Consider the following 13,683-nt stretch of genomic DNA (forward strand, 5'->3'; position numbering starts at 1 on the left):
ACGGGGCACCGTCCGTCATGGGTTCAGTGACTTCTCCGCCCGGAGCCGCTCGACCGCGAAGTCGACGAAGGCACGCACCCGCGCATTGGCACGCCGCCCCTCGGGGTACACGACGTGGATGGGAATGGGCGGAGGCTCGAAGTCCTCGAGCACGATTTGAAGCTGTCCCGCGCGCAGCTCCGGGGCGACTTGATAGGAGAGCACCCGGGTCAGCCCCCGCCCGGCCACCGCCGCGGCGATGGTCACCTCGGCCGTGTTGACGATCAGCCTCGTGGGCGGGCTGACCGTCTGACCCCTCGCTCCCGACGCGAACGACCAGGCCGGCGGGGCGGTGGTGGACGAGAACGTGAACGTGTCGAAGCGTGACAGCTCGGCCGGGGTCCGGGGACTCCCGTGCTCGGCCAGATAGTGGGGGGCTGCACAGACGACGCGCCTCACCGAGCCCACCCGCACCGCGCTCAGCGACGAGTCCGTCAGATGGGCGATCCGGATGGCGACGTCGAGCCCCTCGTCCACGAGGTCGACGACGCGATCCACGAGCAGCGTCCGTGCCACGACGTGCGGATGCCGGTCCAGGAAGTCGAGCAGGATGGGCGCGACGAACATCCGCCCGAACATCACGGAGGCCGTCACCCCGAGCTGCCCTCGTGGCTCGGTATGGGCGCCCGCCGCCGAGGCCTCGGCCTCCTCGAGTTCTCCGAGGATGCGCTTGCAGTCGGCGAGGAACCGGGTGCCCGCCTCCGTCAGGCGCACGATGCGCGTCGTGCGATGAAGGAGCCGGGTACCGATGCGCTCCTCGAGTGCCGCGATGGCCCGGGTCACCGCTGGCGGCGACATCGTCAGCCGCCGGGCCGCGGGCGCGAAGCCCGCTTCTTCCGCCACCGTGACGAACACCCGCAGGGTCTCGAGACGATCCATACCATCATTCCGAGATATGGAATGGTGCATTGTCAAGAACGCTCATTCCGTATCGGGGGCGCAACACGCATCTTTCTCATCCGAAAGCGAGGCCCCTCGTTCATGAGCCAGCCCACCCGTCCCATCCGTCTCTATCGCCATGCCCTGTCCGGCCACTCGCACAGGGTCGAGCTGTTCCTGTCCCTGCTGAAGCTCCCGTTCGAACTCGTCGACATCGACCTCGCCAGCGGAGAGCACAAGAGTCCTGCCTTCCTGGCCCGGAACCCGTTTGGTCAGCTACCGGTGCTCGAGGACGGAGAGGTGACGCTGGCCGACAGCAACGCCATCCTCGTCTATCTCGCGACGCGGTATGACCCGTCGGGGCGCTGGCTCCCGCGCGAGCCGGTCGCGGCGGCGCGGGTGCAACAGTGGCTCTCGGTGGCGGCGGGGCCGCTCGCCTCCGGTCCCGCGGCGGCGCGCCTGGTCACCGTGTTCGGCAGGGCGCTCGACGCCGAGCGCGCGAAGGCGATCGCCTCCGGGCTCTACGGGGTGCTCGACCCGTATCTGACCACCCGGAGCTTCCTCGCCGGGGAGGCGCCGACCCTCGCCGACGTGGCGCTCTATTCGTATACGGCCCACGCTCCCGAGGGCGGCGTGTCGCTCGAGCCTTACGGCAACATCCGGGCGTGGCTCGCTCGCATCGAGGCGTTGCCCGGCTTCGTGCCGATGCGGCGGACGTCGACCCGGTACGCGGCCTGAGCCATCGAGGGAGCGCCAGCCATGCCGCCGAATGATTCAAACGCCCCCGGTGCACCCCCGTCGGGGTGGTCTCTCGAACAGTCGCCGTTCCATGCCGGTGAGCAGGCCGTGCAGGAGCGGATGGGGATGCGCGGACGCCTCGAGCAGACGGGGCGCAAGGTCATCCGCTCCTTCATGCCGGAGCAGCACCGCGAGTTGTTCCGCAAACTGCCCTTCCTGCTCGTGGGCAGCCTGGATGCCGAGCGGCGTCCGTGGGCCTCCATCCTCGTGGGGCAACCGGGCTTCGTGAGCTCGCCGGACCCCGGGACACTCGTGGTCTCCGCTCGCCCCGGCTTCGCAGATGCCCTGGGCCAGAACCTCGTCCTGGGCGCGCCCCTGGGTCTTCTCGGCATCCAGCTCGAGACACGCCGCCGCAACCGGATGAATGGCACGGTGGTGGAGTTCGGCGAGGGCCGGTTCGCCGTCCGGGTCGGGCAGAGCTTCGGTAACTGCCCGCGGTACATCCAGGCTCGGGAGCCTGTCTTCGTGGCCGAGCCCTCTCGTGTCACCGAGCCGAGGCCGGTGCGCGAGGAAGGCCCGCTGCTGTCGGGTGCCAGTGTCCGGCTCATCGAGTGCGCGGATACCTTCTTCATCGCGTCGGCGTCCCCGGCGGCACGTGGGGATGATCCGGTCGAAGGTGTCGACGTCTCGCATCGCGGAGGCAGGCCCGGCTTCGTGCGTGTGACGGAGGAGGGGGGCCGTACCGTGCTGACGGCTCCGGACTTCAGTGGCAACCTTTATTTCAACACGCTGGGCAATCTGGCCCTCCACCCCCGAGCCGGTTTGCTGTTCGTCGATTTCAGTTCGGGTGGGCTGCTCTCGCTGACGGGCGAGTCGGAAATCGTCTGGGAAGGGCCCGAGGTCGAGGCCTTCACGGGAGCGGAGCGGCTCGTGCGCTTCCGGGTCACGGAAGGCATGTGGATCGAGAACGGCGTGCCGCTCCGCTGGTCCGCGCCACAACCCGGTTAGGGCTCGGCGGGTGCCCGTGAGGTTGAAAACGTATGGACATGTCAAGAAATGAAAGGGCTAGAATCCAGGATAAAATTGAAATAATCGGGAAAGATGGAATCTCCAGTGAGCGCGTCGAGAGTGCCCTTCCTCCCCGGGGGAAAGCTCCGTGCGGCGGTCGTGTTCACGCTGTCCTGCCTCCTGTCGGCCAGCGCGCTGCCCTCCGCGGCGAGGGCGAGTCCGGCGAGCCATTCGTTCAACACGGGCTCGGGCGCCCTGAACGTCGACTACGCGGGGTATCTGTCGAAGCACGACGTGGTGTTCAACGCGCCCGTCACGGAGCCCAAGAGCGGGCTGACCGTGGGCAATGGGCGGGTGGGCGCGATGGTCTGGGACAGCGCCAACGGGCTCACGCTGCAGGTGTCCGGAGTGGATGCCTCCCAGGAGGGGTTCGCCTCCCAGGGGTGGGTGACGCTCTCCACCAACCCGGGCCTGAACACGGGGTCCTCCACCTTCCAGCAACGGCTCGCCCTGTATGACGGCGTCGTCACCACCCGGTACGACGGCAACCGCACGGTCACGATCCTCGGGGCCCCGAACTCCGAGGTGCTGGGCATCCACGTCGAGGACAGCCGGACGGGTGTCTCCAACATCACGTTGGATCTGAGCCTCTGGGATGTCAGCGCGTTCGGCGGGGGGGACGTCCCGGACATCAACACCTGGCGGAGCGTCTCCACCCTCGTCGAGGCCGGCGTGGCCGGGATCAGCCGGGGGCAGACCGACGCGAACCACTTCGGCTATACGCTGGCCGCGACGGTCGAGGGGGCGAGCTTCACGACCCAGTTCGTGAACAACAACAAGGTGCGGCTCACCGTCATGCCCACCTCCAGCTATACGATCTGGATCGCCTGCGCCAGCCGGTTGAACGCTCCCGGCTACGACTCGGTCAGCCAGGCCAGGAACCTGCTGAACAGTGTCAAGAGCACGGGATATGCCACCACCCTGAACAACTTCAAGAACTGGTGGCATGCCTTCTGGAACAAGTCCTTCGTCCAGTACGCCAACGCGTCGGGCGATGCGGACTACCTGGAGAACTTCTACTACCTCAGCACCTACATCATCGCGTCGGGCGCCTACGGCGATTATCCCTTCCACTTCATCAATGGCGTGTACAGCGCCGTCGCCGACGACGACAGCGGCAAGTGGAGCAACGCGTACTGGTATTGGAACCAGCGGGACGTCTACCACTCGTTCCTGGCCTCCAACCACGCGGACATGGTGAACATCTTCAACAACCTGTACAGCCGCAACTTCGCGGCGCTCAAGTCGTACACGATGACGCGGTATGGCATCGATGGGATCTGGGTCCCCGAGACGATGGGTTGGGACGGCAATGCGCGGGGAACCATCGGCAGCGACTTCACGCAGGACACGCTCTCCACCGCGGCGGAGGCGGCCCTGAACATGTACAGCCAGTATAAGTACACCCAGGACACGGCCTACCTGAGCGGCACGGCCTACCCGTTCATGAGGGAGGCGGCCAAATTCTACGCGGGCAAGCTGTCGTATGACCCGGGCAGCGGGAAGTACTACATGGCGTCGTCCAATGCCCATGAACAGCACTGGGACGTCCGCAACGCCATCACGGATCTGGCCGCGGTGCGCGGCCTGTTCCCCAAGACCATCCAGGTCAGCCAGCAACTGGGCCAGGACGCCACCCTGCGCTCGCAGTGGCAGAACATCCTGAACAACCTGGTGGCCTATCCGGTCGATCCGAGCAACCCGGCCCAGTACTTTCCCCATACGCCGCCGCTGTCGCCGAACCGGAACGGGGAGAACGTCGTCCTGGAGCTGGCCTGGCCCTATTCCGTGTCCGGCATCGGCGCCCCGGATCAGCAGATGCTGGTCAACAACTACTACAACCGGCCCTTCCCCTATGGCGGCAACAACGTCTGGGACCCGTCCCCCATCCAGGCCGCGCGGCTCGGACTCGGCGACGAGGCCTACCTCGGGATGAAGGCGATGATCCAGCGGTACCAGGACCATCCGAACGGACGCACGACGAACACCAACGGCGAGTTCGAGTACATGGGCGTGAACCTGATCGCCATGAACGAGTCGCTGATGCAGAGCTATAACGACAAGATCCGGGTGTTCCCGGCGCTGCCGGCCGACTCGACGATGAACGGCAAGTTCACGCTGCTGGCCAGCGGCGGCTTCCTGGTCAGCTCGGAGAAGGAGGGCAACGAGATCAAGTACGTTGGCCTCAAGAGCCTGTATGGGAACGCGGCCACGGTCGTGAACCCCTGGGGCACCCAGCAGGTCCAGGTCCGGAGGGTGTCCGACAACGCGATCATCACGTCGTCCTCGAGCGGTGAGTTGACGTTCAGCACGGCGGCGGGCACGGTCTACGTCGTCGAGCGGGTCGCCAAGACGCTCGGTGCCTATGCCTACCAGGCGCTGAGCGGCAGCCCGAACAACACCCTCAAGACGGTCACCTACAACGGGGTCCCCCGGGCCCTGGGCAGCTCGGTTCCGTACACGGGCCCCACGCCGACCTTCTACCCGGACCCCCACTTCGGCGGCACCGGCGTCTCCCTGGCGCCGGGAAGCCATGGCATCTCCCAGATGCAGGCGGCGGGCATCGCCAATGACAACATCTCCTCGATCCGGGTCCCCGCCGGCGTGACGGTCATCGCCTACGGAGATGGCGCCTTCGACGGGCCCTCCTGGACGTTCACCTCCGACAACGCCAACCTCGCCAACACCGGCAACGACAACACCATCTCCTCGATCAAGGTCCTGGCCTCGTCCTCCCCGGGCGTCACCTTCTACCCGGACCCCAACTTCGGCGGCACCGGGGTGACGCTGGGCGTTGGCAGCTACGACATCGCGCAGATGCGGGCCGCGGGCATCGCCAACGACAGCATCTCGTCCATCCGCGTGCCCGCGGGCAGGACGCTGATCGCCTACGGAGATGGTGCCTTCGACGGGCCCTCCTGGACCTTCACCTCCGACAACGCCAACCTGGCCAATACCGGCAACGACAACACCATCTCCTCGTTCCGGATTCAGTGAGCCATCCCGGCTTGGGGTCGGGCTCACCCGGGCCGGACCAGGGGCCGCGAGTACACCAGGAGCAGGCGCGCGCGGTGTTCCACGCGCCGCGTCGTGACTGGAGCTCCTCCATGGACATAAACCCGTCATGACGTAAATACATGGAGTCATGTGAAAACGAGGAGACTCGAGTGGCTTTGAACTTCAAGAGACGGATGGGAAGCCGTGGGTGGTTGAGGAGCGGAGTGGGGGGCCTGTTGTGGGCGGCCCTGGCCTGCGCGCCCGAGGGCGGCCCGCCGCGGGCACCCGATGCGAATCCAGCCGATGAGCTGGGGGCGAGCACGCTCCCACTGAGACTCAACGCGCAAGGGATCACGGCGGGCAGCTACACGCAGGTCTATGTCGCGACGAACGCGAACGATGGCAATCCCGCGACCTACTGGGAGGGCGCCGCCAACGCCTACCCCAACTGGATCCGGGTCGATCTGGGCAGCGCGAACAGCGTCAACCAGGTGGTCTTGAAGCTACCGACGACCTGGGGCGCCAGAACGCAGACCCTGTCCGTCCTGAAGAGCACCGACGACGTCACCTATACGCAGGTGCTCGCTCCCGCCCCCTATACATTCAGTCCGAGCGCCAATACGGTCACCTTGAACTTCACGGAGACCAGCGCGAGGTACGTGAAGCTGAACTTCACGGCCAACTCGGGCGCCACGGGCGGTCAGCTCTCCGAGTTCGAGGTCCATGGCTCCGCCCCCACGACGACTCCCCGCTCCGCGCTCGGCCAGCTGGCGGCCTCGAGCTACGACAGCCAGTCGGGCACGCAGTTGGAGGCGAGCAGTGAAGGGGGACAGAATGTCGCCTTCATCGACGAGGGCGACTACCTCGCGTTCAACAACCTGGACTTCGGCGGCGGCGCGAACACCTTCGAGGCCCGTGTCGCCAGCGCCGGGGCTGGGGGCAATATCGAGGTCCGGCTCGACAGCCTGACCGGAACGCTCGCGGGGACCTGTTCGATCCCCGCCACGGGCGGCTGGCAGACCTGGCTCACCCGGTCCTGTGCCATCAATGGCGTGAGCGGCGTGCACAACCTGTACCTGAAGTTCACCGGGACGGGGACGGGCGGCCTCTTCAACGTGAGCTGGTTCAAGTTCTCGACGGCGGCGACGGGTGGCGGCAACGACGTGGTCGGCAAGCTGTTCGCGGGATATCAGGGCTGGTTCAACGCGGCTGGGGATGGCTCTCCGAACAACGGCTGGATCCACTGGTCGAAGAACAGCAGCGCGCCGACGCCCAACTCCAACGTCAACTTCGAGATCTACCCGGACCTCCGGGAGTACACCAAACTGTATCCGACCAATCTGGGGAACCTGGCCAATGGACAGCCCGCCCGGCTCTTCTCTTCCTACGATCCGGAGACGGTCAACAAGCACTTCGAGTGGATGCGGACCTACAACATCGATGGGGCCGCCCTGCAGCGGTTCGGCGCCGACGAGAACGATGCACCGAACGGCTGGAAGACCAACCGCGACAGCGTGGCGGTGAAGGTGAAGAACGCGGCGGAGGCCTATGGCAGGAAGTTCTATGTCATGTATGACATCACGGGAATGAGCCCCACCAACTGGGTGGCCGCGGTCAAGCGTGACTGGACGGCCCAGGTGGTCAATGCCATGCATCTGAACTCTTCCCCTGCCTACGCGAGGCAGAACGGCAAGCCGGTCGTCTGCATCTGGGGAATCGGGTTCACCGATCGGCCTGGCACGGCCGCCGAGGCCATGGACCTCATCAACTGGTTCAAGGGCCAGGGCATGTATGTCATCGGCGGCGTCCCCACCTACTGGCGGACGGGCACGAACGACTCGAGGGCGGGGTTCGAGAACGTCTACAGGTCCCTGGACATGATCTCCCCGTGGTTCGTGGGCCGTTTCGGAGGGCTCGATGGCGCGGACCACTACATGGCGAACCAGTGGCAGCCAGACTTCAACTACACGCAGCAGTATGGAATCGCCTACCAGGCGGTCATCTGGCCGGGGTTCTCCTGGGCCAACCTGAACGCGGGGCCGCGCAATCAGATCCCCCGGCTCCACGGCGACTTCATGTGGCGGCAGGCCTACGATCTCAAGCGCGTGGGGATCTCGACCGGCTACGTGGCCATGTTCGACGAGTACGATGAGGGCACGGCCATCGCCAAGGGGGCGGAGAACAGCTCGATGCTTCCCACCAGCCAGTACTTCCTGAGCCTGGACGCGGATGGGGTCGCCGTATCCTCGGACTTCTATCTGCGGCTGGCGGGCGACATCAACCGGCTGTTCAAGGGACAGCTCCCCCTGTCCGTCGATCATCCCACGAGCCATCAATAAGGCGGCTGCTCAGCAGGCCCGTGTGGAAGGGCTCTCTCCGGACACCTCGATTGGAGGCGGCGGGTTCGATTCCCGCCGCTTCCAATAGATGTTGCCCGCCGCCTCGAGTCGAACCCACTCCTAAAAAGGAGGCACGGCTCGCATCAGGGGACCAAACTGGTTCTTGTCGGACCAAATTTGGACCAAATCCGGAGGCGTATAGGCGGGATGGGGGCCGTGTTGAGGATGGGGATCGCTCCCCCGGCGTGTCGGTTCTACTGGGGATGCATCACGACGACCTCGCTCACGTTGTTCCCATAGACAGACATGCCCCGGTTCGCCTGGTAGTTGAAGATGGCGCCATTGCGCACGATGCCCACGTCACTGCCCTTGGACTCCACGCCGTAATCCCAGCCCCTCTTCGTCTGGAACACCACCGAGCCCTCGGGAATCTGCCCGTTGGCGGCGGCCGCGAGGTACGCCTCTCCGGAGAGGACGTGCGCCTGCACGCTCCCGTAGGGGCTGGTGATGGTCTGCTCCGTCGACTCGGGGATGTTCACGGACTTCCAGTGCCCGCTCTGGAGCATCTGGACCATCATGCCGCGCGGGTTGTTGCCGTCATCGCCCGTGCCGGCAGGCAGCCCCTTCAGTCCCGCGCGCTGGAGGTTGGCGCGCGTGGTCTTCACACACGTGTGGGGATCGCCCCCTTGAAGGTTCAGCGCGTTGATGGCGTCGAGCCCGGGGTTGCGCTGCGTGCCGCCATTGTTCACGAACTGCTTCCGGGGCCCGGCCACGGACGCGGTGTCGAAGCCGCTGCGGGTCAACTTCTCCCGAACGACGTCCGCCCTCCGCGCGACGACCTGCCTGGACAACGCCAGGGCCTTCTCCTTGACCATGGCCTTGTCCTTGGCCAGCACCTTGTCCTTGGTCGGAGACTTGTCCTTCGCCTGGGACTTGTCCTTCGCCTGGGACTTGTCCTTCGCCTGGGACTTGTCCTGGGAGATCTTGCTCCCGGACCCGCTGCTGGACGACCCGGACGACTCACGGGAGGAAGAGGAAGAAGAGCTGCGGCTGGAGCTACTGGAACCGCTGGAGCTGCTGGTGGAACCGACGCTCATGGGCGTGACCTTGGCATGGCTTCGGGCTCTCCAACTCCTGCACCCCCGAAGGCTTCGTATTACCAATTGTCGATAATCGCCGGCGGAAGTTTCCCGCCCCCCAAGAGGTCCCGCGCTTTCTTGTAATCGCCCGGAATCACGGGGGGTTTTTCCTCATGCGGCCCGGGAAGGACGTGCCATGTCCTCCAGGAAGCGCACGATGCGGGCGTTGACGTGCTCGGGCTTCTCGCCGGACAACAGGTGGCCGGCATGGGGGACGAGCTCGGCCTGGACGTGGGGGATGAGCTGCCGCGCACGCTCCACCAGGGCCGGACCGTTGGTGATGACCTCCTTGTCGCCCACCAGCAGCAACGTGGGCACGAGCAGCCCCCGGAGCTCCCCCTCCGGGAAGGGACCCGGCCGCGCCCGCAACCGCGAGCGGAAATGCCTCATCCCCGCCGCGAACAGTTCCGAGGATTCCCGAGGCGGGGTGTTCCCCGGGGCGCACATCCACCGCTCGGACCACTCGAAGACGGGGCGGTACGGGAAGAACATGCACGGGACGGCGTGGAGGATGAACTGGAGCCCCACCTGCGCGAAGCAGCCCGCGGGGGCGATCAGCACCAGCGCCTTCACGCGCGCGGGCACCTTCAGCGCGAAGTTGAGGCTCAGCCAGCCGCCCAGCGACTGCCCGCCCACCACGGACGACTCCACCTTCAACCCGTCCATCACCTCTCCGAGCCAGGCGGCGCAATCGTCACGGCTCTTCATCGGCTGCTCCACCTCGCTCCAACCGAAGTCCCCCGGCACCTCGGGCATGTAGACCCGGTGTGTCCGGGCGAGCGCGGCGATGTTGGGGGCCCACATGGTCGAGGACCCCGTCATCCCGTGCAGCAGGAAGAAGGCAGGCGCCTCGCGAGGCCCGCTCACGAGCACGTGCGTCCGCCCGAAACGCGTGGGCACGAAGAGCCTCTCGACGGGGACGGGCCAGCGCTCCAGGGCCCTGTCGTAGACGGTCGTGAACGCGCTCTGCCCTGCCTGTGTCTTGAATGAGGGATTCATCATGGTGGGTACCTTTGCGCACGGATGATGGTCGAGCCTAAGAAGGCCAGCAACTCCGCCAGGCGTAGGGGAGGGGAAGCGCACATTCGCGGTACGCGACGCATGGAGGATGGGATGTTGGTGAATTTTGCTTTGTTCGAAGGAATCACCCAACTGGACCTGACCGGGCCGTATGAGGTGCTGGCGCGGGCGCCAGGTTTTCACTGCGAGTTGGTGGCGAAGCAGTCCAGTCCGGTTCGTTCGGATCGCGGCCTCCTGCTGGTGCCGACCCGGACCATGGCCGAGGCAGCGCCTTGCGAGCTTCTGGTCGTTCCCGGAGGTCCAGGGACCGATGCCGCATTGGGTGATCCGCAGTGGGTGGACTTCATCCGCTCACAGGCGGCTCAGGCCCGCTGGGTCTTTGGCATCTGTACGGGATCGTTGCTGCTTGGCGCGGCGGGCCTGCTGAAGGGCAGGAAGGCCTCCTGTCACTGGCTCGCGCGCGACTTGCTCGCACATTTCGGCGCCACACCGGTGAACGAGCGTACGACCGTCGATGGCAAGTACTTTACGTCCGGAGGGGTGACAGCAGGGATCGACATGGCGTTGCGTGTCGTTGCCAGCGTGCTGGATCAGGAGGCCGCCGAGCAGATCCAGTTGCAGATCGAGTATGATCCCGAGCCGCCTTTCGTTGGCGGAACGCCATTCACGGCGCGCCCTGAGATCATCGACCGCTGCACCAGGGCGGGTGCCGAACGACGCTCCGTCCGGGAAGCCGCCGTGCGGGAAGCGGCGTCACGGCTCGCCAGCGACGGGAGCGCACGAGGATCGTCACGCTGAAGCGCAGGGCTCCGTTGCTGTCTTGACTGTTCCTATTCCCTGAGAAGATCCGAACCGGCGGAAAGCTACCGCCAGACGGAACAGCCGGTTTCAACGGGTATCGATCCCCCACGCCTCTTTGTTTTATGAGGCCGGACATGACGACGATGCCCCTGCGAACGACGACCTCCCAGGCTCCAGCCGAGACACCCACGCCCCCACGAGCCACGGCCCACCCCGAGCTCTGGCCCCAGGCGCGCAGCCCCGAGGCCCTGACCGACGCCCAGACCGAGGCGCGCATCGACTCCCTGCTGGCCCGGCTCAGCCTCGAGGAGAAGGTCGGCCAGGTGATCCAGGCCGACATCGGCTCGATCAAGGCGGAGGATCTGCGGACCTATCCGCTGGGCTCCATCCTCGCGGGCGGCAACTCCGGCCCGAACAACGACGATCGCGCCCCCGCCGTCGAGTGGCTGAAGCTCTCGCGTGACTTCCGCGCGATCTCGCTCGAGGAGCGCCCGGGCCACACGCCCATCCCCGTCATCTTCGGCGTGGACGCCGTGCACGGGAACAACAACATCCCCGGTGCCACCATCTTTCCGCACAACATCGCCCTGGGCGCGGTGCGGGATCCGGAGCTGATCCGTCGCATCGGCGAGGTCACCGCGCTGGAGAGCGCCGTCACCGGCATCGACTGGACCTTCGGCCCCACGCTGGCCGTGCCTCGCGATGACCGCTGGGGCCGCACCTACGAGGGCTATTCCGAGGACCCCGAGCTGGTGGCGAGCTACGCGGGCCCGATGACGCTGGGGCTCCAGGGCGAGCTCCGTCCGGGTCAGCCGCTGGCGCAGGGCCGCATCGCCGGCTCGGCCAAGCACTTCCTCGCCGACGGCGGCACCACGGGAGGCAAGGACCAGGGCGACGCGGAGATCAGCGAGGAGGAGCTCGTGCGCCTCCACGCCGCGGGCTATCCCCCGACCATCAACGCCGGCATCCTGTCGGTGATGGCCTCCTTCTCCAGCTGGAATGGGGTCAAGCACACCGGCAACAAGACGCTGCTGACGGATGTGCTCAAGGGCCGGATGGGCTTCAACGGCTTCGTCGTGGGTGACTGGAACGCCCACGGCCAGTTGCCCGGCGCCACCAACGAGAACAGCCCGCAGGCGCTCATCGCCGGGCTCGACATGTACATGGCCCCCGACAGCTGGAAGGGGCTGTTCCACAACACGCTCGCCCAGGTGCGCGCCGGAGAGATCCCCCTGGCGCGCCTGGAGGATGCCGTGCGCCGCATCCTCCGCGCCAAGTTCAAGGCCGGGCTGTTCAACACGGAGCGCCCGCTGGAGGGCCGGTTCGAGTTGTTCGGAGCCCCCGCGCACCGGGCCGTCGCTCGCGAGGCGGTGGCCAGGTCGCTCGTCCTGTTGAAGAACGAGGGCGTGCTGCCGATCAAGTCGACCGCCCGCGTCCTCGTGGCGGGAGATGCCGCCGACGACATCGGCAAGCAGTGCGGAGGCTGGACCCTGAGCTGGCAGGGCACGGGCAACACGAACAGTGACTTCCCGAACGCGCATTCCATCTACGCGGGCATCCGCGACGCGGTGGCGGCCGGTGGCGGCAGCGCCGAGCTGAGCGTGGACGGCTCGTTCACGAAGAAGCCGGATGTGGCCATCGTGGTCTTCGGCGAGAACCCCTACGCCGAGTTCCAGGGCGACATCGCCACGGTCGAGTACCAGCCGGGAAACAAGACCGACCTGGCCCTGCTCAGGAAGCTCATGGCCCAGGGCATCCCCGTGGTGTCCGTGTTCCTGTCGGGACGGCCACTGTGGGTGAACCCGGAGATCAACGCCTCGCGAGCCTTCGTGGCCGCGTGGCTGCCCGGCACCCAGGGCGAGGGCGTGGCGGATGTCCTGATAGGCGACGCGAACGGCAAGCCCCGGCGCGACTTCACCGGCAAGCTGTCCTTCTCCTGGCCCCGGAAGGCCCTGCAGGCGTCGGTGAACCGGGGCGACGCGAACTACGATCCGCAGTTCCCCTATGGGTATGGCCTCTCCTACGCCCAACCCGCCCGGGTGGAGATGCTGTCGGAGGATCCGGGACCGACGGTGGCCGCCACCAGCACGGCGCTGTTCTTCGGCTCGGGCAAGGTGGCCGAGCCCTGGTCTCTGGTGCTGTCGGACACGGGCGGCTCGAGCCCCGCGTTGAAGGCCAACGGGGACAGCCCCCAGCGCGTGCTTTCGCTCCGGGTGGTGGACGCGGGAGCCCAGGAGAATGGCCGCACCCTGACCTGGTCGGGGACACAGCAGGCCACCGTGGCCGTCACCGGTCCGGCCGTGGACCTCAGCCGTCAGACCACGGGCGACATGGCGGTCGCCCTCCGTTACCGCCTCGACCGCGCACCGGCTGCCCCGGTGAAGCTGACGCTGACGAGCGGCGAGCGTCCGGCCTCGCTCGACATCACGCGGCTGCTGACGACCCTGGGCTCGGCGACGGAGTTCCGCATGCTCAAGGTGAAGCTCAGCAGCTTCCGCGACGCGGGCGCCAACATGTCGTCGGTGACGTCTCCGCTTGCCCTGACGACTTCGGGGGCGCTGACCCTGACCGTCACCGACCTGTGCCTGGCCACCAACGACGGTGACGCGGTCTGCCCCTGAGCCGCCGCCGGAAAGGTGTCAGACGACTCGTGTGCGCCAGGC

General features: G+C 66.7%; 9 protein-coding genes. 6 read left to right on the forward strand and 3 right to left on the reverse strand.

Going from position 1 to position 13,683, the window contains the following annotated elements; translation table 11 throughout:
• Positions 1-15: 15 nt before the first annotated feature.
• Entirely contained in the window at positions 16-918 is a 903-nt protein-coding gene (locus D187_RS34630) for a LysR family transcriptional regulator (protein ID WP_020918480.1), read from the reverse strand.
• Between the two features lie 102 nt (positions 919-1,020).
• Between D187_RS34630 and D187_RS34635 the strand changes: the two genes are divergently transcribed.
• The 4 genes from D187_RS34635 to D187_RS34650 all read left to right on the forward strand — a co-directional run bounded on the left by D187_RS34635 (position 1,021) and on the right by D187_RS34650 (position 8,060).
• Positions 1,021-1,656 (forward strand): glutathione S-transferase family protein, encoded by a 636-nt coding sequence (locus tag D187_RS34635; RefSeq protein ID WP_002624936.1) that lies wholly within the window; start codon positions 1,021-1,023, stop codon positions 1,654-1,656.
• A gap of 126 nt (positions 1,657-1,782) precedes the next feature.
• Positions 1,783-2,664 carry a pyridoxamine 5'-phosphate oxidase family protein gene (locus D187_RS34640; protein WP_043432896.1) on the forward strand — a complete coding sequence of 294 codons (882 nt, stop codon included), beginning with the start codon at positions 1,783-1,785 and terminating at the stop codon, positions 2,662-2,664.
• Between the two features lie 105 nt (positions 2,665-2,769).
• The gene (locus D187_RS34645) at positions 2,770-5,721 is read left to right on the forward strand and encodes a beta/gamma crystallin-related protein (protein WP_245591898.1); all 2,952 of its coding nucleotides are present in this window, start codon (positions 2,770-2,772) and stop codon (positions 5,719-5,721) included.
• A gap of 194 nt (positions 5,722-5,915) precedes the next feature.
• Positions 5,916-8,060 (forward strand): carbohydrate-binding protein, encoded by a 2,145-nt coding sequence (locus D187_RS34650; protein WP_245591899.1) that lies wholly within the window; start codon positions 5,916-5,918, stop codon positions 8,058-8,060.
• Between the two features lie 254 nt (positions 8,061-8,314).
• On the opposite strand, the gene D187_RS57245 is transcribed toward D187_RS34650, so the two are convergent.
• On the reverse strand, positions 8,315-9,157 hold the full coding sequence (locus D187_RS57245) for a hypothetical protein (protein ID WP_002624927.1): 843 nt from the start codon (positions 9,155-9,157) through the stop codon (positions 8,315-8,317).
• A 153-nt stretch (positions 9,158-9,310) separates the two neighbouring features.
• Positions 9,311-10,201, reverse strand: a complete 891-nt coding sequence (locus tag D187_RS34665) for an alpha/beta fold hydrolase (RefSeq protein WP_002624925.1) — start codon at positions 10,199-10,201, stop codon at positions 9,311-9,313.
• Between the two features lie 111 nt (positions 10,202-10,312).
• On the opposite strand from D187_RS34665, the gene D187_RS34670 reads away from it, so the two are divergent.
• The gene (locus D187_RS34670; protein WP_002624924.1) at positions 10,313-11,017 is read left to right on the forward strand and encodes a DJ-1/PfpI family protein; all 705 of its coding nucleotides are present in this window, start codon (positions 10,313-10,315) and stop codon (positions 11,015-11,017) included.
• A 137-nt stretch (positions 11,018-11,154) separates the two neighbouring features.
• Positions 11,155-13,641, forward strand: a complete 2,487-nt coding sequence (locus D187_RS34675) for a glycoside hydrolase family 3 protein (protein WP_002624923.1) — start codon at positions 11,155-11,157, stop codon at positions 13,639-13,641.
• Positions 13,642-13,683 lie beyond the last annotated feature (42 nt).

The organism is Cystobacter fuscus DSM 2262, assembly GCF_000335475.2.
GTDB classification, from domain to species: Bacteria; Myxococcota; Myxococcia; order Myxococcales; family Myxococcaceae; genus Cystobacter; species Cystobacter fuscus.